The 18,639-nt window shown below is 74.8% G+C and carries 19 protein-coding genes and 1 riboswitch; of the genes, 14 read left to right on the forward strand and 5 right to left on the reverse strand.

Features of this window, described 5'->3' with window-relative positions; all coding sequences use genetic code 11:
• Positions 1-105: 105 nt before the first annotated feature.
• Together NWP09_RS05605 and NWP09_RS05610 are read right to left on the reverse strand one after the other, a co-directional pair.
• Positions 106-2,037: a dynamin family protein gene (locus NWP09_RS05605; protein WP_258274552.1), complete on the reverse strand. Its 1,932-nt coding sequence runs from the start codon at positions 2,035-2,037 to the stop codon at positions 106-108.
• Positions 2,034-2,816, reverse strand: coding sequence for a M20/M25/M40 family metallo-hydrolase (locus tag NWP09_RS05610; protein ID WP_258274553.1), 783 nt, complete (start codon positions 2,814-2,816; stop codon positions 2,034-2,036). The genes NWP09_RS05605 and NWP09_RS05610 overlap by 4 nt, the downstream gene beginning before the upstream one ends.
• A 24-nt stretch (positions 2,817-2,840) precedes the next feature.
• On the opposite strand from NWP09_RS05610, the gene NWP09_RS05615 reads away from it, so the two are divergent.
• Genes NWP09_RS05615 through NWP09_RS05630 form a run of 4 tightly spaced genes read left to right on the forward strand, consistent with a single transcriptional unit; the run spans position 2,841 to position 6,909 of the window.
• Positions 2,841-3,692, forward strand: a complete 852-nt coding sequence (locus NWP09_RS05615) for a HemK/PrmC family methyltransferase (protein WP_258274554.1) — start codon at positions 2,841-2,843, stop codon at positions 3,690-3,692.
• Between the two features lie 45 nt (positions 3,693-3,737).
• Positions 3,738-4,607: a tryptophan 2,3-dioxygenase gene (locus NWP09_RS05620; protein ID WP_258274555.1), complete on the forward strand. Its 870-nt coding sequence runs from the start codon at positions 3,738-3,740 to the stop codon at positions 4,605-4,607.
• Entirely contained in the window at positions 4,604-5,677 is a 1,074-nt protein-coding gene (locus NWP09_RS05625) for a hydrolase (RefSeq protein WP_258274556.1), read from the forward strand. The genes NWP09_RS05620 and NWP09_RS05625 overlap by 4 nt, the downstream gene beginning before the upstream one ends.
• Positions 5,674-6,909, forward strand: a complete 1,236-nt coding sequence (locus NWP09_RS05630; RefSeq protein WP_258274557.1) for a kynureninase — start codon at positions 5,674-5,676, stop codon at positions 6,907-6,909. Before NWP09_RS05625 ends, NWP09_RS05630 begins: the two co-directional genes overlap by 4 nt.
• Here NWP09_RS05630 and NWP09_RS05635 read toward each other — a convergent pair.
• Positions 6,906-7,550, reverse strand: coding sequence for a hypothetical protein (locus NWP09_RS05635; RefSeq protein ID WP_258274558.1), 645 nt, complete (start codon positions 7,548-7,550; stop codon positions 6,906-6,908). The genes NWP09_RS05630 and NWP09_RS05635 overlap by 4 nt on opposite strands.
• Between NWP09_RS05635 and NWP09_RS05640 the strand changes: the two genes are divergently transcribed.
• The 5 genes from NWP09_RS05640 (at position 7,543) to NWP09_RS05660 (ending at position 11,903) form a co-directional block, all read left to right on the forward strand.
• Complete coding sequence (locus NWP09_RS05640; RefSeq protein ID WP_258274559.1) at positions 7,543-8,064, forward strand: YdcF family protein; 522 nt, start codon at positions 7,543-7,545, stop codon at positions 8,062-8,064. The two genes, NWP09_RS05635 and NWP09_RS05640, sit on opposite strands and share 8 nt — an antisense overlap.
• Before the next feature lie 125 nt (positions 8,065-8,189).
• Positions 8,190-8,489: an Asp-tRNA(Asn)/Glu-tRNA(Gln) amidotransferase subunit GatC gene (gene gatC / locus NWP09_RS05645; RefSeq protein ID WP_258274560.1), complete on the forward strand. Its 300-nt coding sequence runs from the start codon at positions 8,190-8,192 to the stop codon at positions 8,487-8,489.
• Complete coding sequence (gatA, locus tag NWP09_RS05650; RefSeq protein ID WP_258274561.1) at positions 8,489-10,009, forward strand: Asp-tRNA(Asn)/Glu-tRNA(Gln) amidotransferase subunit GatA; 1,521 nt, start codon at positions 8,489-8,491, stop codon at positions 10,007-10,009. The genes gatC and gatA overlap by 1 nt, the downstream gene beginning before the upstream one ends.
• Positions 10,006-11,517, forward strand: a complete 1,512-nt coding sequence (gatB, locus tag NWP09_RS05655; protein WP_258274562.1) for an Asp-tRNA(Asn)/Glu-tRNA(Gln) amidotransferase subunit GatB — start codon at positions 10,006-10,008, stop codon at positions 11,515-11,517. The genes gatA and gatB overlap by 4 nt, the downstream gene beginning before the upstream one ends.
• A 113-nt stretch (positions 11,518-11,630) precedes the next feature.
• Positions 11,631-11,903, forward strand: a complete 273-nt coding sequence (locus tag NWP09_RS05660) for a GlsB/YeaQ/YmgE family stress response membrane protein (protein WP_258274563.1) — start codon at positions 11,631-11,633, stop codon at positions 11,901-11,903.
• 61 nt (positions 11,904-11,964) lie between these two features.
• Here NWP09_RS05660 and NWP09_RS05665 read toward each other — a convergent pair whose 3' ends face one another.
• Positions 11,965-12,891: an LLM class F420-dependent oxidoreductase gene (locus NWP09_RS05665; protein ID WP_258274564.1), complete on the reverse strand. Its 927-nt coding sequence runs from the start codon at positions 12,889-12,891 to the stop codon at positions 11,965-11,967.
• Positions 12,892-12,977: 86 nt separating this feature from the next.
• Between NWP09_RS05665 and NWP09_RS05670 the strand changes: the two genes are divergently transcribed.
• The 3 genes from NWP09_RS05670 to NWP09_RS05680 all read left to right on the forward strand — a co-directional run bounded on the left by NWP09_RS05670 (position 12,978) and on the right by NWP09_RS05680 (position 16,274).
• Entirely contained in the window at positions 12,978-14,012 is a 1,035-nt protein-coding gene (locus NWP09_RS05670) for an LLM class F420-dependent oxidoreductase (RefSeq protein ID WP_258274565.1), read from the forward strand.
• A gap of 34 nt (positions 14,013-14,046) precedes the next feature.
• A complete protein-coding gene (locus tag NWP09_RS05675; RefSeq protein ID WP_258274566.1) occupies positions 14,047-14,889 on the forward strand; it encodes a DUF3097 domain-containing protein in 843 nt (280 codons plus the stop codon).
• 95 nt (positions 14,890-14,984) lie between these two features.
• Complete coding sequence (locus tag NWP09_RS05680) at positions 14,985-16,274, forward strand: hypothetical protein (protein WP_258274567.1); 1,290 nt, start codon at positions 14,985-14,987, stop codon at positions 16,272-16,274.
• A gap of 74 nt (positions 16,275-16,348) precedes the next feature.
• On the opposite strand, the gene NWP09_RS05685 is transcribed toward NWP09_RS05680, so the two are convergent.
• Complete coding sequence (locus NWP09_RS05685; protein ID WP_258274568.1) at positions 16,349-17,110, reverse strand: SGNH/GDSL hydrolase family protein; 762 nt, start codon at positions 17,108-17,110, stop codon at positions 16,349-16,351.
• Between the two features lie 46 nt (positions 17,111-17,156).
• Positions 17,157-17,266, forward strand: a riboswitch (TPP riboswitch).
• Positions 17,267-17,287: 21 nt separating this feature from the next.
• On the opposite strand from NWP09_RS05685, the gene NWP09_RS05690 reads away from it, so the two are divergent.
• Positions 17,288-17,911 carry an ECF transporter S component gene (locus NWP09_RS05690; protein ID WP_258274569.1) on the forward strand — a complete coding sequence of 208 codons (624 nt, stop codon included), beginning with the start codon at positions 17,288-17,290 and terminating at the stop codon, positions 17,909-17,911.
• A partial coding sequence (locus NWP09_RS05695; protein WP_258274570.1) for an ABC transporter ATP-binding protein occupies positions 17,908-18,639 on the forward strand: 732 nt, incomplete at its 3' end. The genes NWP09_RS05690 and NWP09_RS05695, both read left to right, overlap by 4 nt.

Genomic DNA, 18,639 nt, shown 5'->3' on the forward strand with positions numbered 1-18,639 from the left:
GCTCGCCCTCGATGCGCACCGCCTCGGCGCGCGTCCCGAACGCCTCGGCGGTCCTCGCGGCCATCGCCTGCACCGCGCCGAGCAGCGCGTCGACCGTCGGCTCGCTCACGAGTCGCCCTCGGTGCCGCCCGGGCGCTCCTCGAGCGGCGCCCACCGCCCGCGCCGCGCCTCGAGCTCCCGCACCTCGTCGGCCTCGCCCTCGAGCGGCGCCTCGACGTCGTCGTCGGGGAGCGCCTCTCCCTCGACGAAGTCGCTGCGCTGCACCTCGTGCGACGTGCCCGCCGCGTCGGGCGCCGGCGCGCGGCCCACGCGCCGCATCGCCACCGCGAGCTCCGCCGCCGAATCGCGCAGCGCATCCGCCGTCGTGCCCTGCTCGACCGGCTCGAGCAGCGCGTCCCAGCGCGCCGCCTCGTCGGCCATGAGCGCTCGCACGCGCACCTCGAGGTCGTCGCGCGCCTGCGCGGCGAGGCGGCGCACCGCGTCCTCGCCGAAGATCGTCTCGAGCAGCTTCTGCCCGACGACCGCCGAGCCGCCGGCGATCGCGAGCTCGGCGCCGGTGAGACCGCCCGTCGAGCCGAACACGACGACCATGAGCGCGACCGTGATGACGTTGAGGCCGAGCGACATGACGCGCGCCTTCGTGCGCTTGCCCGCCGCCTGCTCGGTGATGAGCTCGATGAGCCCCTGCTGCCAGTCCCGCACGAGCCGGCTTGCCCGCTCGGACAGGTCGGGCGACGGATGCGCGAGGTCGGCTCCGCTCGTCAGCTGCCGCCCGACGGCGCTCTGCCGCACGCGCGACCAGGCGTCGGACGCCGCGCGGCCGGCCTGGTCGACCATGACGGCGTGCAGCCCGCTCTCGATCTCGTGCTCGACCTCGACCGCAGGCGCCGGCCGGCCCTCGAACCATGCGACGACGCGGTCCCTGGCGCGCGAGTACCAGGACTCGACGGTGCGGAACACGTCGGACGTGCCGACGAAGTCCTGCCAGCGGGCGAGCACCTCGCCGCGCAGCAGCACGCCGTCGCGGGTCGCGTCACCGACGCGCTCGGCGGCGTCGTCGTAGGAGGTGCGCACGGAGTCGCGCAGATCGCGCGCGACGACGAGCTGCTCGTCGCGCGCGTCGGCGATCGCGCGCGCCGTCACGCCGAGCCGGTCGACCGCCCCCGCGAGCGTGCGCCCCGCGATGCGGGCGCGCTCGGCCCGGTCGCCGGCGATGCCCTGCAGCCAGCGGCGGATCGGCGCGATCGCCGCCTCCGGCAGCATGCCCTGCGCGTCGAGCGGCGACTCGGGCACGACGAACACCGGTGCGGAGCCGAGGCCGCGCATGCCCAGCATCTGCCGCAGGTCCGCCTCGATCTCCGCCTCCGCCCCGGGCGGCACGCGGTTGAGCACCACGCCGACGGTGATGTCGCGCGCCGCGGCGTCGTCGAGCAGTCCCCACGGCACCGCGTCGGCGTAGCGGTTCGCGGTCGTCGAGAACAGCCAGAGGTCGGCCGCGGCGAGGAGCTGCGCCGCGAGCCGACGGTTCTCGTCGGCGATCGAGTCGACGTCGGGGGCGTCGAGGATCGCGAGGTCGCGCGGCACCCGCTCGTCGGCGACGAGCACGACCGAGCCGACGAGCGCGGCGTCGGGATCGTCGCCCGCCTCGTGCGCCGGCGCCTCCCGCACGACGCCGGTGATGCGGGCGAGGCCCGGCAGGATGCGCGTGGAGGCGAACCAGGCGGCGTCGGCGGGGGAGTGGAGCAGGATCGGCTGCCGCGTCGTCGGGCGGATGACGCCGGTGCGCGTGACGGGGTGGCCGACGAGCGCGTTCACGAGCGTCGACTTGCCCGCACCCGTGGAGCCGCCGACGACCGCGAGCAGCGGCGCGTCGAGGTGGCTGAGCCGCGGGCGGATGTAGTCGTCGACCTGGCGCACCGCGGCGCGGCGCGCATCCCGCGCGGCGTCGGCGCCCGCGACCTCGAGCGGCAGCGCGACGCCCTCGAGCGCGGAGCGGAGCGCGTCGAGGCGGTCGAGCGCGGCGATGGTCTCGGTCACGGCGTCAGTCTGCCCCATCGCCCCGAGCGCGAGCCGGGCTCACCGCCTCCGGCGCGGATGCGCGCCACTGCGGTGGCCGCGCCGATCGCGAGGGCGGCGATGATCGCCGCGATGCCGGTCGCGGTCGAGGCGGGCTCGTCCGCGAGCCGGCCGACCGCGATCCACGTCAGCCCCCACACCATCGCGAGCGAGGGCGCGATCCGGCCGCGGCTCCAGAGCGCGAGCGCGACGCCGACGACCGCGACGTCGCGCTCGAGCCCGGCGATCGGCGGCTCGACGATCGCCCCGCCCTCGTCGAGCGCCCACGCGGGGCGCACGCCGCGCGCGGCGAGCTCGGCGATCGCGCGCTCGGCGCCCGTGCCCATCGTCTCCTCGTCGTGGCCGAGCACGAGCCACACGTCGCGCTCGGGCGCGAATCCGTCTGCGAGCAGGGATTGGATCGCGACGAGGATCGCGACGAGCGAGCCCTTGTCGTCGAGCGTGCCGCGTCCCCAGACGTGGGTGGCGTCGCGGTGGCCCGAGTACGGCGGATGCGTCCAGCCGGTCTCGGGGGCGGGCACGACGTCCTGGTGGGCCATGAGGAGGGCGGGCGCGCCCCCGCCGCGCCCGGGCCAGCGGGCGAGGATCGTGTCGCCGACGAGCTCGACCTCGAGCGCCGCGAGCACGCGGGGGAAGCGCTGCTCGAGCGCCGCACGGAAGGCGGGGAGCTGCTCCGGCCGCTCGGTCGGCACCCGCACGAGCGCCACGAGGTCGTCGAGGGCGTCATCGGCGATCAGCACCTCGGCAGGCTATCGTCGCGAGCGATGGAGCTGCGGGAGCCGGACGAGCTGGTGGCGGCGCTGCGCGACTCGGGCAGCGTCTTCCCCGAGCGCGAGCTCGCCGAGCTGCAGCGCGCCGCGAGGATCGACGACCCGTGGGCGATCGAGATGATGGTCGAGCGCCGCACCCTCGGGGAGCCGATCGAGCACATCGTGGGCAGCGCCCGGTTCGCCGAGCTGCGCGTCGCGGTGCACCCGGGGGTGTTCGTGCCACGCCGTCGCACGGAGCTGCTCGCGACGATCGTCGCCGACCGGCTGCGCGAGCTCGCCGACGCGACTGCGGTGCGGGAGCCCGGGGCGACGAGGACGCCGCGGCTGCTCGACCTCGGCTGCGGCACCGGCGCGATCGCCGCGCTCGCGCTCCACCGGGTGCCGGGCATCCGGGTGGTCGCGATCGACGCCGACCCGGCAGCGGTCGCGTGCGCGCGCGAGAACCTGCCGGGAGCGCTCGTCGTGCTCGGCGACGGCATCGACGCGCTGGACCGCCTGGATCCGCGCGTCGTCGACGCGGCCGGCGCCGACGCATCCGCGCCCTTCGACGTGATCGCGGCGAACCTCCCGTACGTGCCCACCGCGCAGCTCGCGCTCCTGCCGCACGACGCGACCGAGCACGAGCCGCTGCTCGCGCTCGACGGCGGCAGCGACGGGCTCGACCCGCTCGCCGAGCACGCCCCGGCGATGCTGCGGCGACTGCTGCCCGGCGGGATCGCGGTCGTCGAGGTCGCCCGGCACCAGCTCGAGACCGCGACAGCGCTGCTGCGCGACAGCGGCTTCACCGCCTGCGACGCGCGCACGGACGACGCGCTCGGCGTCACCGCGATCGTCGCGACCCGCTGACGCGGCGGCACGGCTAGCGTGGTCTCGAGCACCGAGGGAGGCGCCGTGGCCGTCGAGCACAACACCCGCGAGATCGAGGCGGGGGTCGTCACCGATCTGCGCGAGCGGATGACGTACGGCTCGTACCTCGGGCTCGACACGCTGCTCGCGTCGCAGCACCCGAGGAGCGAGCCCGAGCACCACGACGAGCTGCTGTTCATCATCCAGCACCAGACGACCGAGCTGTGGCTCAAGCTCGTGCTGCACGAGCTCGACGACGCCCGCGTGCAGCTCGCGGCCGACGACCTCGGCGCGGCGCTCAAGCGCATCGCGCGCGTGAAGCACATCCAGGAGGTGCTGACGCAGCAGTGGTCGGTGCTCGCGACCCTGACGCCCACCGAGTACGCCCAGTTCCGCGGCGCCCTCGCGAGCGCGTCGGGCTTCCAGAGCGCGCAGTACCGCTGCGTCGAGTTCGCGCTCGGCAACAAGCACGAGCGGATGCTGGAGGTGTTCGAGTCGAGCCCCGCCGAGCACGCCGCGCTCGAGGCCGAGCTGCACCGGCCGAGCCTCTACGACGAGTTCCTCCGCCTCCTCGCGCGCCACGGGCACGACGTGCCGCGCGCGGTGCTCGAGCGCGACGTGACGAAGGCGCACGTCTACACCGAGGAGCTCGTGCCGGTCTTCCAGCGCATCTACGAGGCGGCGGGCGAGGGGCGCGACGACGACCATTGGCGCGCCTACGAGACGTGCGAGGAGCTTGTCGACCTCGAGGACAACTTCCAGTTCTGGCGCTTCCGGCACCTGCGCACCGTGACGCGCACGATCGGCGAGAAGCCGGGCACGGGCGGCTCGAGCGGCGTCGGGTTCCTCCGGCGCGCGCTCGAGCTGACCTTCTTCCCCGAGCTCTACGCGGTGCGCACGCGGATCGGGCAGTGACGCCCCCGCCCCGCCCGGGCGGCGGGCCGGAGCGCGACGAGCCGCAGGAGCCGGTCATCGCGCGCGTCGACCGCGCCCGCATCGGCGGGGCGTGGGTGACGGATGCGGTGGTCGAGCTGAGCGTGACCGGCATGCGGCTCGTGCCTGCGCTCGACGCGCGCCGCGTCCGCACCGGCATCCGTGGGCCGCTGCTGCCGCCGATCACCGACGCGCACGTGCACCTCGGGCTCAGCCGCGCCGTCGAGCACGTGCCGACCGCGCTCGGGCGCGTGCTCGACCTCGGCTGGGCGCCCGCGGCGCTCCCTGCGCTCTCGGCGGCGGTGCGGGGCGCGCACCCGGGCGTCGACGTGCGGTTCGCGGGCCCGTTCCACACCGCGGTCGGCGGCTACCCGTCGGATCGCGCATGGGCGCCGCCGGGGTCGGTCGTCGAGCTCGCCCACGCGAGCGGCGCGGCGTGCTCGGTCCGCGCGCAGGCCGCGGCCGGCGCATCCGCCGTCAAGGTCGTGCTCGACAGCGACGACGGACCCGTCCCCGACGACGCGCTGCTCGAGGCGATCGCCCTCGAGGCGCACGCCGCGGGCCTGCCGCTCGTCGCGCACGCGCAGGGCGCCGGGCAGGTCCAGCGGGCGCTCGCCGCGGGCGTCGACGTGCTCGCGCACACCCCGTGGAGCCAGCGCCTGCCGGACGACGTGGTCGCCGAGGCCGCCGAGCGCCAGACGTGGATCTCGACGCTCGCGATGCACGGCCGCGACGGCGACGACCTCGCGTTCGCGCGCGCCGTCGACAACCTCGCCCGCTTCGCGGCCGCCGGGGGAGCCGTCTCCTACGGCACCGACCTCGGCAACGGGATCGAGCGCTTCGACCTCGACCCGCTCGAGCTCGCCGCGCTCCGCCAGGCGGGCATCGAGGGCACGGCGCTCGTCGACGCGCTCGTGAGCGAGCACCTGCTGCCGGCGGGACCGAGCATCGGCACCGCCCCGGCGGGCGTGCACGACGACGAGACCTTCCTCGCCCACCTGCAGCGGGCGCGCTCGCTGCCGTACACCTGGTTCCACCCGGAGGACGCATGACCCGCGCAGCCCACGCCGACACGGCGGCCCTCGCCGCCGAGCTCGACGCCGCCGACCCGCTCGCCGAGCACACCCGCCGCTTCGTGCGCGAGGGCGACGTCGTCGCCTACCTCGACGGCAACTCGCTCGGCCGGCCGCTCGCCGACCTGCCGGAGCGCTTCTCGCGCTTCATCGGCGAGGAGTGGGGGACGCGGCTCATCCGCCGCTGGGACGAGGCGTGGATGCGCCGGCCGTTCGAGCTCGGCGACCGCATCGGCGCGCTCGTGGGCGCCGCCCCCGGGCAGGCGTTCATCGGCGACTCGACCACGGTGCTCCTGTACAAGCTCGCGCGCGCCGCGGTCGAGGCGCGGCCGGGGCGCACCGAGATCGTCATCGACGACGACAGCTTCCCGACCGACCGCTTCGTCGTCGAGGGCATCGCGGCCGAGCGCGGCCTCACCGTCCGCTGGATCCGCGTCGACCGGGCCGCGGGCGCCACGCTCGAGCAGGTCGAGCGAGCGGTCGGGGAGCGCACCGCGCTCGTGCTGCTGTGCCACGTCGCCTACCGCTCCGGCTTCGTCGCCGATGTGCCGGGCATCACCGCGGCGGCGCACGCGGCGGGCGCGCTCGTGCTGTGGGACCTCTGCCACTCGGCAGGCGTGCTGCCCGTCGGGCTGGATGCGGCCGGCGCCGACCTCGCGGTCGGCTGCACCTACAAGTACCTGAACGGCGGGCCCGGCTCGCCCGCCTTCGGCTACGTGCGCGCCGACCTGCAGGGCGCCCTCGAGCAGCCGATCCAGGGGTGGATGGGCGCCGCCGACGTCTTCGCGATGGCCGAGCGCTACGAGCCCGCGAGCGGGGTCGCCCGCTTCCTGAGCGGCACTCCGCCCGTGCTCGCGACCGTCGCGCTCGAGGCGATGGTCGAGCTCATCGAGCAGGTCGGCATCGAGGCGGTGCACGCGAAGTCGCTCGCGCTCACGGACTTCGCCGAGCAGGCGCTCGCCGCCCACGTGCTGCCGCTCGGCGCGGCGCTCGCGAGCCCGCCCGCCGGGCCGCACCGGGGCAGCCACCTCACCGTCGCGCATCCGTCGTTCCGCGAGGTCAACGCGCGGCTGTGGGAGCGGGGCGTCATCGGCGACTTCCGCGCGCCCGACGGCATCCGCATCGGGCTCTCGCCGCTCTCGACGACGTTCGCGGAGGTCCAGACCGGGATCGCCGCGCTCGGGGAGGAGCTGCGCCGCGCGACCCGCTAGCCGCGGATGACGTCGTGCACCGCGACCGCGGCGTCGACCGCCTGCTGCCCGGTGAACGCGGCGTCGCCGCCGTCCCAGCCGACCGAGACGGTCTCGAACTGGTCGAAGAGGTTCACGGTGCCCGAGAAGGGCTCGCTCAGCACGGGCGGCTCGCCCACGCCCATCACGAACAGCCCGCGCTCGTTCGCCGCCGCATCCGCCACCATCAGGCGCGATCCCGACAGCGCCACGAGCTCGTCCGGCGAGAACGTGATGCCGCTGAGCGTCAGGCGCAGCGTGCTGCCGCCCGCGGTCCACGCGCACTGGCGCTCGACCGCGATGTCCTCCTGGTCCTGCGCGTCGCTCGCCGCCTGGTCGAAGGCGAGCCCGCTCGTGAGCCCCGCGACGGCGCCCTCGAGCGCCGCGCACTCCGGGAACGCGGTCGGCGGCTCGACGGGATACCCCTCCGGCGCATCCGGGTCGCCCTCGGCGGTGACCGGCGACTCGGCCGGCGCCTCGGCGCTCGCGCCCGGGCTCGCGCGCGCCGCGCTGCTGCTCGCGGCGCCGCTGTGGCTCGCCGGACTCGGCTTCGCGGCGCTCGTGGGCGCGATGCTGCTCCACGGCAGCAGCCGCGGAGCAGCATCGCCCGGCGTCGTGCTCATCCTGGGCGCGGGCCTGAGGGGGCGCCAGGTGGGGCCGCTCCTGCGACGCCGCGTCGAGCGCGGCGCCGAGGTCTGGCGGGCCGCGCGCGAGCACCGGCCCGACGCGCGCATCGTCGTCGCGGGCGGTCAGGGCCCGGACGAGGTGCGCACCGAGGCGTCGGCGATGGCCGAGCACCTCGTCGACCACCTCGGGGTGCCCGTCGGGGCGATCGACCTCGAGGACGCGTCGACGTCGACGCGCGAGAACCTCGAGCTCGCGAAGCCCCTGCTCGCAGCCGCACCCGGGCCGCTCGCGGTGGTGACGAGCGGCTACCACGCGTACCGGACGGCGTGGCTCCTCGAGCGCGCGGGTCTCGACGGCACGGTGATCGGCGCGTGGACCCGGCCGTCGTACCGACCTGGCGCGGTGGTGCGCGAGGCGCTCGCGACGGCGGCCGACCACCGCGGCGCGTGCATCGCGGCGGCCGTCGCGGTCGAGGCGCTCGCGATCTGGGCGCTCCTCGCCCAGCCGTAGGATTGAGGCTCGTGGGGGCCCATCCCCGTGGGTCCCGAGGAGCCCGGGCCGGGCTGCGCCGCGCGCGAGCGCGACGCGCCGCCGGACCCTCCTCACCACCGCCGCCCCACGCATCCAGGAGACGCATGTCCGAGATCACCCGCGACGACGTCCAGCATCTCGCTGGCCTCGCTCGCATCGCGCTCACCGACGACGAGGTGACGAGCCTCACGAGCGAGCTCTCCGCGATCGTCGACGCGATCGCGACCGTGAGCGAGATCGCCGGTCCCGACGTGCCCGCCACGAGCCACCCCGTGCCGCTCGCGAACGTCATGCGCGAGGACGTCGTCGGCGGCACGCTCGACCGCGAGCACGTCTTCAGCGGGGCGCCGAGCCACGACGGCGAGCGCTTCCGCGTCTCGGCGATCCTGGGGGAGGAGCAGTGATGGAGCGCGGCGACGACCTCACGCGCCTCGCGGGCCACGAGCTCGCGGCGCTGCTGACCGCCGGAGAGGTCTCGAGCGTCGAGGCGACCCAGGCCCACCTCGACCGCATCGCGGCGGTCGACGGCGACGTCCACGCCTTCCTCCACGTCAACGACGCCGCGCTCGAGCAGGCGCGCGCGATCGACGCGCGCCGGGCGGCGGGCGAGCAGCTGCACGAGCTCGCGGGCGCGCCGGTCGCGATCAAGGACGTGCTCTGCACGGTCGGCATGCCCTCGACCTCGGGCTCACGCATCCTCGAGGGCTGGATCCCGCCCTACGACGCGACCGTCGTCGCGCGGCTCAAGGATGCGGGGCTCGTGCCCCTCGGCAAGACCAACATGGACGAGTTCGCGATGGGCTCCTCCACCGAGCACTCGGCCTACGGCCCGACCCGCAACCCGTGGGACCTCGAGCGCATCCCGGGCGGTTCGGGCGGCGGCTCGGCGGCCGCGGTCGCGGCGTTCGAGGCGCCCTTCGCGCTCGGCTCGGACACCGGCGGCTCGATCCGGCAGCCGGCCGCGGTCACGGGCACGGTCGGCGTCAAGCCCACCTACGGCGGCGTGAGCCGCTACGGCGCGATCGCGCTCGCCTCGAGCCTCGACCAGGTCGGTCCCGTGACCCGCACGGTGCTCGACTCCGCGCTCATCCACGACGTCATCGGCGGCCACGACCCGCACGACTCGACGAGCCTGCAGCGCGAATGGCCCTCGTTCGCGGCCGCCGCGCGCGAGGGCGCGGCGCGCGGCGACCTCGCCGGCGTCCGGGTCGGCGTCGTGAAGGAGCTCGACAGCGACGGCATCGCCGACGACGTGCAGGCGCGGTTCCAGGAGACCGTCCAGCTGCTCACCGACGCGGGGGCCGAGGTCGTCGAGGTCTCGTGCCCGTCGTTCGCCTACTCCGTCGCCGCGTACTACCTCATCCTCCCCGCCGAGGCGTCCAGCAACCTCGCGCGCTTCGACTCCGTGCGGTTCGGCCTCCGCGTCGAGCAGGCGGGGCAGACGGTCGAGGAGGTCATGGGCGCGACGCGCGAGGCCGGGTTCGGCGCCGAGGTCAAGCGCCGCATCATCCTCGGCACCTACGCGCTCTCCGCGGGCTACTACGACGCGTACTACGGCTCGGCGCAGAAGGTGCGCACGCTCATCCAGCGCGACTTCGACGCCGCGTTCGAGCAGGCCGACCTGCTCATCAGCCCCGCGGCGCCCACGACGGCGTTCAAGCTCGGCGAGAAGCTCGACGACCCGCTCGCGATGTACGTCAACGACATCACCACGATCCCCGCGAACCTCGCGGGGATCCCCGGCATGGGCCTGCCGATGGGCGTCGGCGACGACGGCCTGCCGGTGGGGCTCCAGCTCCTCGCGCCGATGTTCGAGGACGAGCGGCTCTACCGCGCCGGCGCCGCGATCGAGGCGCTGCTCGCCGACCGCTGGGGCGGCATCCTCACGACGAAGGCACCGGAGCTCGCAGGAGGCGCCCGATGAAGGACAGGCTGATGGACTTCGACAGGGCGCTCGAGCTGTTCGAGCCGGTGCTCGGGTTCGAGGTGCACGTCGAGCTGGGCACGCGCACGAAGATGTTCTCCGGCGCGCCGAACCCCGCGCACCCCGACTTCCACGACGCGGCGCCGAACACGCTCGTCGACCCGCTGAGCCTCGGCCTGCCGGGCAGCCTGCCGGTCGTCAACGAGGAGGCGGTGCGCTACTCGATCTCGCTCGGGCTCGCGCTCGGCTGCGAGATCGCGCCGTCGAGCCGGTTCGCGCGGAAGAACTACTTCTACCCCGACGTGCCGAAGAACTACCAGATCTCGCAGTACGACGAGCCCATCGCCTTCGACGGCGCGGTCGAGGTCGAGCTCGCCGACGGCCGCCGCTTCTCGATCCCGATCGAGCGCGCGCACATGGAGGAGGACGCGGGCAAGCTCACGCACGTGGGCGGCTCGACGGGCCGGATCCAGGGCGCCGAGTACTCGCTCGTCGACTACAACCGCGCGGGCGTGCCGCTCGTCGAGATCGTCACGAAGCCGATCTTCGGCGCCGAGCACGACGCGCCCGAGCTCGCGAAGCGCTACGTCGCGGCGATCCGCGACATCGTGCTCGCGCTCGGGATCTCCGAGGCGCGCATGGAGCGCGGCAACCTGCGCTGCGACGCGAACGTGAGCCTGCGGCCCCGCGGCCAGGAGCGGCTCGGCACCCGCACCGAGACGAAGAACGTCAACTCGATGCGCTCGGTCGAGCGCGCGGTGCGCTACGAGATCCAGCGGCAGGCGGCGATCCTCGCCGCGGGCGGCACGATCACGCAGGAGACCCGCCACTGGCACGAGGACACGGGCACGACGAGCCCGGGCCGGCCGAAGTCGGACGCCGACGACTACCGCTACTTCCCGGAGCCCGACCTGCTGCCGGTGCAGCCGAGCCGCGAGCTGATCGAGTCGCTGCGCGCCGAGCTCCCCGAGCAGCCGGTCGCGCACCGGCGCCGGCTGAAGGCCGAATGGGGCTTCACCGACCTGGAGTTCCAGGACGTCGTGAACGGCGACATGCTGCACCTCGTCGAGGCCACGGTCGCCGCGGGGACCACGCCGCAGGCCGCCCGCAAGTGGTGGACGGGCGAGATCGCGCGGATCGCGAACGAGCAGGGCGTCGAGGCGGCCTCGCTCGTCGAGCCCGCCCACGTCGCGCAGCTCCAGGGCCTCATCGACGCCGGCACGCTCACCGACCGCCTCGCGCGGCAGGTGCTCGAGGGCGTCATCGCGGGCGAGGGCTCGCCCGCCGAGGTCGTCGAGTCCCGCGGCCTCCAGGTCGTCTCCGACGAGTCGGCGCTCGTGGCCGCGGTCGACGAGGCGCTCGCGGGCCAGCCGGACGTGCTGCAGAAGATCCGCGACGGCAAGGTGCAGGCGGCGGGCGCTGTGATCGGCGCCGTCATGAAGGCGATGCGGGGCCAGGCGGACGCGGCCCGGGTTCGGGAGATCGTGCTGGAAAGGGCTATGGATTAGTCAGGTACAGCCCAGGGACCTTCCAGGAACCTGCGCGAAGGTTGTCTCAGTTCCGCAACGGCGGGACCAGCGGAGTCACCTTGCACCGCTGCACAGAGAAGGGACCACAACGAATGGGCATTCTCGGCTGGATCGTCCTCGGCCTCATCGCCGGGGCCATCGCGAAGCTGATCCTCCCCGGCCGTCAGGGCGGCGGGTGGATCATGACCCTCATCCTGGGCGTCGTCGGCGCTCTGGTCGGCGGCTGGCTCGGCTCGCTGCTGTTCAACGTCGGCATCAACGAGTTCTGGTCGCTCTCCACCTGGCTGCTCGCCATCGGCGGTGCGATCATCGTGCTCCTGATCTGGGGCCTCGTCACCCGCAACCGCGGTCGCACGAGCGCCTGACGCACACCACGAACGACGAGGGGGCTGCCTGCGGGCAGCCCCCTCCTCGCGTTCCCGGGCGTCAGGCGACGAGCGGGGCGACCCCGGCGAACGACGCGAGCTCGTCGAGGTGCTCGAGGTCCTCGAGGTCGAGCACCTGCAGGTAGACGCGCTCGACGCCGTCGGCGGCGAGACTGCCGAGCAGGTCCTCGACCTCGCTGCGCGAGCCGGCCACGCCGTGCCGCCGCAGGTCCTCGGGCTCGCGGCCGATCGCATCCGCCCGCCGTCGGAACGTCGCCTCGTCGTCGCCGACGCACGCGACGAGCGCGACCGAGCGCACGACGGGGCGCTCCCGCTCGGCGCGCTCGATCGCCTCGTCGAGCGCCGCGAACAGCGGCCGGATGCGCTCGAACGGCGGGAACGAGAGGTTGTGCTCGTCGCCGAACTCGGCCGCGAGCCGCGGCGTGCGCTTCGCGCCGAGGCCGCCGACGATCACCGGGATCCGTTCCTGCACGGGCTTGGGGAGCGCGGGCGAGTCGGCGAGCGCGTAGTGCTCGCCCTCGAACGAGAAGGTCGCCCCGCGCGGCGTCGACCAGAGCCCGGTGACGATCGCGAGCTGCTCCTCGAGCAGGTCGAAGCGCCGCTCGGGGAACGGGATCCCGAGCGCGCGGTGCTCCGCCTCGAACCAGCCGGTGCCGAGCCCCAGCTCCACGCGCCCGCCCGACATCTGATCGACGTTCGCGACCTGCACGGCGAGGATCCCCGGCAGCCGGTAGGTGACGGAGGAGACGAGCGTGCCGAGCCGCACCCGCTCGGTGTCGCGAGCGAGCCCCGCGAGCGACGTCCACGCATCCGTCGGTCCGTAGCCCGGATCGCCGTCGCCCATGCGCAGGTAGTGGTCGGAGCGGAAGAAGCCGTCGAAGCCGAGCCGCTCGGCGCGCAGCGCGACCGCGAGGAGCTCGTCGTAGGACGCGCCCTGCTGGGGCTCGGTGAAGATGCGGAAGTCCATGGCCCGAGCCTACGGATGCGGCGCCCGCCTCGTGCATGCGGCACAAGCGGGCGGATGCGCGGGGCCGGCCTTGGCAGGATCGCACCATGGACTACGGCTACATGCTCGGCTACTGGAAGGCCGGCCCGCCCGCGGGCGCGCTCGAGGCGGTGCAGGCGGCGGAGCGGCTCGGCTTCGACTCCGTGTGGACCTCGGAGGCGTACGGGTCGGATGCGTTCACGCCGCTCGCGTGGTGGGGAGCGTCGACCTCGCGCATCGGGCTCGCGACCGGCATCGCGCAGCTCTCCGCCCGCACCGCCGCGTCGACGGCGATGACAGCCATGACGCTCGACCACCTCTCGGGCGGGCGCGTGATCCTCGGGCTCGGCGTGAGCGGGCCGCAGGTCGTCGAGGGCTGGTACGGGCAGCCGTTCGCGAAGCCGCTCGCCCGCACCCGGGAGTACGTCGCGATCCTGCGCAGCGTCATGGCGCGCGAGGCGCCCGTGACCGCGCCCGGACCGCAGCTGCCGCTGCCGCTCACGGGGGAGGGGACGACCGGGCTCGGGAAGCCGCTCATCTCGACGCTGCACCCGCTCCGGCGGCACATCCCGATCCACCTCGCCGCCGAGGGCCCGAAGAACACGGCGCTCGCGGCCGAGATCGCCGACGGCTGGCTGCCGTTCCTCTACTCGCCGTCGCAGGACGCCGCCTCGCGCGCGCTGCTCACGGAGGGGTTCGCGAAGCGCGATGCCTCGCTGCCACCCGCCGACGAGTTCGAGGTCTCGGTGCCCGTCCCGATCGTCGTCGACGCCGACGTCGAGGCGGCTGCCGACCGGGTGCGGCCGATGATCGCCCTCTACGTCGGCGGCATGGGCGCGAAGGGCGCGAACTTCCACTTCGACGCGGTCGCGCGGCTCGGCTACGAGGAGGAGTGCGTGCGCGTCCAGGAGCTGTACCTCGCAGGCCGCAAGGCCGAGGCGATCGCGGCCGTGCCCACCGCGCTCGTCGACGAGATCGCGCTCGTCGGGCCCATCGAGCGCGTGCGCGACGGGCTCGCGCGCTGGGAGGCGTCGGTCGTGACGCGGGTCCTCGTGCAGGGCGATCTCGCGGCGCTCGAGGCCGTCGCGCGCCTGCGGGGCTGAGCGGGGAGGCGCGTCTATCCTCGATCGAGTGCTGATGGACTGGGACTCGTGGGGCGGCGACGTGCTCTCGCCGGAGGGGAAGGCCGCGAGGCGCCCAGCACCGCCGCGCCGCGTCCCCGCTGAGCGCGACCTCGTCGTCGAGCGGGTCGACGGCTACGTCGGGGCGGTCGTCGGCATCGAGGCCGGCCACGTGCAGCTCGAGGATCGGCGCGGCAAGGTGCGGCTCTTCCCGCTCGGCCGCGGCTTCCTCGTCGACGGCGTCGAGGTCGAGCTCGTCGCGCCCGCGGCGAAGCAGGCGGCGGCCACGCGCACCGCATCCGGCTCGCGCGCGGTCGAGGGGCTGCGCGCTCGCGTGGCGCTCCCGAGCCGCATCCTCGTCGAGGGCACGCACGACGCCGAGCTCGTCGAGCAGGTGTGGGGCCACGACCTGCGCGTCGAGGGCGTCGTCGTCGAGCCGCTTCACGGCGTCGACGACCTCGCGGGCGTCGTCGCGGAGTTCGCGCCCTCGCGCGAGCGCCGGCTCGGCATCCTCGTCGACCACCTCGTGCCCGGCTCGAAGGAGACGCGGATCGCCGAGGCCGTCGCCCGCGGACCGCATGCCGCGCACGTGCGCATCGTCGGCCATCCGTTCATCGACATCTGGCAGGCCGTCAAGCCCGCGCGGCTCGGCATCGAGCGCTGGCCCGACGTGCCGCGCGGCGAGGACTGGAAGCAGGGCACGCTCAAGCGCCTCGGGATGCCGCACGACGAGCAGGAGGACATCGCTCGGGCGTGGCAGCGCATCCGCGGCCGCGTGCGCGACTGGAACGACCTCGAGCCGGCGCTCCTCGCGCGCGTCGAGGAGCTCATCGACTTCGTGACCGCGCCGGCCGGCTGAAGCTCCTCCAATCCGATCGCGCGAGGGCGGCGAACCTCTGCTGCACGCAACACGACGAGGGATGCAGCGCATCCCCTGCACAGAGGAGTCGCACCATGCGGAAGTCCATCTTCCTCCGGACGGCGGTCGGATCCATCGCCGCCGCCGTGATCCTGGGGGCGAGCGCGTGCTCGTCGCCCGCCGCCCCGAGCGCCAGCACAGCACCCGAGACGTCGATGTCGCCGATGGAGACGGCGGCCGGATCGATGCTCATGCCCGCGGGCACGGGCGACCCGTTCGCCGACGCGCGCACCGCCGCCGGCCACATGCCCGAGACCGCGACGGCGCTCGCGGGCGGCTTCGTCGGCGCGCTCGGGATCCCCGGCGAGGCGGAGTCCGACGCCGCGAACCTGCGCGCCGACCTCACGGCGCTGCTCCAGGAGCACGTCTACCTCGCCGGCATGGCGGTCGCGACCGCCTACCACGCGAGCCCCGACTCGCCGCAGTTCGAGGCCGCGGCGGCGGCGCTCGACGCGAACTCGGTCGAGCTCTCCGAGGCGGTCGCATCGCTCTCCGACGAGCAGCAGGGCGCGGCGTTCCTCGAGCTGTGGCGCCAGCACATCGGCTTCTTCGTCGACTACGCGGTCGCGGTCAAGGGCGGCGACCAGGCCGCGGCCGACGAGGCCCTCGCGCAGCTGCAGGGCTACACGCAGCAGGCAGGAGGCTTCTTCGAGTCGGTCTCGGGCGGCGAGCTGCCAGCGGCCGCGGTCGCCGAGAGCCTCGCGATGCACGTCGAGACGCTCAGTGCCGCGATCGATGCGTTCGCGGCGGGCGAGCCGACCGCGACCGACGCCCTGCAGCAGGCCGCGGGACACGTGGTGACGTCGGCCGAGACGCTCTCCGGCGGTCTCGCCGCGGCAGCGGGCCTCGAGGGCGACGTCTCGGATGAGGCCTCGACGCTCCGCTCGCAGCTCGTCGCGGGCCTGCAGGAGCACGTCTACCTCGCCGGCATCGCTGTCTTCACCGCCTACACGGCCGAGGGCGGCCCCGAGTCGCCCGCGTTCGAGGGCGCGGCAGCCACGCTCGACGCCAACTCCGTCGCGCTCAGCGAGGCCATCGGCTCGCTCGCGGGCGACCAGAACGGTGCGGCGTTCCTCGAGCTGTGGCGCGAGCACATCGGCTTCTTCGTAGACTACGCGGTCGCGGTCGCGAGCGGTGACGACGCCGGCGCCGAGCAGGCGCTCACCGACCTCGACGGCTACCGCCCCGCTGCCGGCGCCTTCTTCGAGGAGATCTCGGCGGGCGAGCTGCCGGCCGACGCGATCGCGGAGGGCCTCGGCATGCACGTCGAGACGCTCGCGGGCGCGATCGACTCGCTCGCGGAGCAGCTGGTCGCCGCCGGCTGACGACCGACGCACCCGGCTGGCCGACGGGGCCGTGGCGCGAGCCGCGGCCCCGTCGGCGTGCGGTCGTGCCGCGATCACGCGATCGGGGGCACCTCGACGAAGACGGGCAGCTTCGGGTCGCGGCCGTCGCCCGACGAGCGCCCGGTGAAGCGCCGGCCGAGCCACGGCAGCACGTACTCGCGGTAGTAGGCGAGGTCGCGCCGGCCCTCGGCGGTCGACGCCCCCGCGAGGTCGCGCCACGCCTCGGGCGCGGGGTGGCCGAGCGCGCGCAGCACGTTGCGCGCGACGTGCGCGTGCCCTGCGGCGTTGAGGTGCAGCCGGTCGATCGACCAGAAGCGGGGGCTGCGCAGCTCGACGTCGGACCAGTTGTCGACGTAGACGGCGTCGAGGTCGCGGGTCCGCGAGACGACCGCCCGCGCGAGCGCGTCGCCGCGCCGCTGCATCACCGCGCCGATCGGCATCACGCCGCTCGGGTTGCCGCCCGAGAGCAGGATGGGGCGGATGCCCGCGGCCGCGATGCGGTGCGCCGCGTCGGCCAGGCGCTCCCCGACGTGGTCGATCGACACCCTCGGCCGGAGGATGTCGTTGCCGCCGCCGTTGATGCTGATCGCGTCGGGGTCGAGCGCGATCGCGGCCTCGAGCTGCTCGTGCAGGATCTGGCCGAGCTTCCGGCCCCGGATCGCGAGGTTCGCGTACCGCACGGCACCGCCCTGCGCGGTCGCGAGGCCCGCGGCGACGAAGTCTGCCCAGCCGCGCACCGAGCCGTCGGGCAGCTCGTCGCCGACGCCCTCCGTGAAGCTGTCGCCGATCGCGACGAACGATCCGATGTGCTGCACGGCTCCAGCCTAGGCGCGCCCGGCTGGCATGCCGCTCGAGTACGATGGCTCGCGACACGGGAGTCCGGTGCGCCGGGCTGAGAGGAAGGCCGAAGCCTTCGACCGTCAAACCTGATCTGGATCATGCCAGCGCAGGGAGGACACGCACCCGTGCCATTCCACCGAGAAGGGCACCTCATGACCACTGCATCCACCGCATCCGTCACCTCGACGCCGCAGCGCCGCACCGGCCGCTGGCGCGTCGTCGACATCGTCGTCGCCGCCGTGCTCGGCGTGGCGACCGGCCTCATCTTCGTCCTCTGGAACGCCGTCGGCGGCGCCTGGTTCGGCGTGATGGACGCGCTCACGCCGGGCCTCGGCGGCCTCGCCGTCGGCGTCTGGCTGCTCGGCGGCGTGCTCGGCGGCCTCATCATCCGCAAGCCCGGCGCCGCGCTCTTCGTCGAGCTGCTCGCCGCGACCGTCTCGATGCTGCTGGGCAGCCAGTGGGCGATCGAGACCGTCTACTCCGGGATCGCGCAGGGGCTGGGGGCCGAGCTCGTCTTCCTGCTCTTCGCCTACCGCCGCTTCGGACTGCCGGTCGCGATGCTCGCGGGCGTGGGCGCAGCGGTCGGCGCGTGGACGCTCGAGCTGTTCACGTCGGGCAACCTCGCCAAGAGCGCCGAGTTCCTCGCGATCTACCTCGGCTGCCTCGCGGTGTCGGGGGCGATCCTCGCGGGCCTCGTCGGGTGGCTCCTGACCCGCGCGCTCGCCGCGACGGGCGTGCTCGACCGGTTCGCCTCCGGGCGGTCGCGCACCCGGTGACAGGCTCGCGCATCCGGGCGCGCGACTGGGGCTGGCAGCACGCCGGCCGCAGCGCGCCCGCGCTCGCCGGGCTCGACCTCGACGTCGAGCCCGGTGAGCGGCTGCTGCTGCTCGGCCCGTCGGGCGCGGGCAAGTCGACGCTGCTCGCGGCGCTCGCGGGCGTGCTCGGCGGCGACGAGGAGGGCCACGAGCGGGGTGAGCTGCTCGTCGACGGCGCGCATCCGTCGAGCCGACGGGGCCTCGCCGGGCTCGTGCTGCAGGACCCGCAGGCCAACACGATCATGTCGCGCGTCGGCGACGACGTCGCGTTCGGCTGCGAGAACCTCGCGGTGCCGCGCGACGGGATCTGGCCGCGCGTGCGTGACGCGCTCGACGCCGTCGGGCTCGACGTCGCCCTCGACCGCTCCACCGCGGCGCTCTCGGGCGGGCAGCGCCAGCGGCTCGCGCTCGCCGGCGTCATCGCGATGCGGCCGGGCCTCATCCTGCTCGACGAGCCGACCGCCAACCTCGACCCCGCCGGGGTCGAGGAGGTGCGGGATGCGGTGGCCCGCGTGGTCGCCGAGACCGGGGCGACGCTCGTGGTCGTCGAGCACCGCGTCCAGACCTGGCTGCCGGTCGTGGACCGCGTCGTCGTGCTCGAGCCCGGCGGCGGCGCGGCCGCCGACGGCTCCCCGGAGGCGGTGCTCGCCGCGCACGGCGGCGAGCTCGCCGCGCGCGGCGTGTGGGTG

It is taken from the genome of Agrococcus sp. HG114 (assembly GCF_024723325.1).
GTDB lineage: Bacteria > Actinomycetota > Actinomycetes > Actinomycetales > Microbacteriaceae > Agrococcus.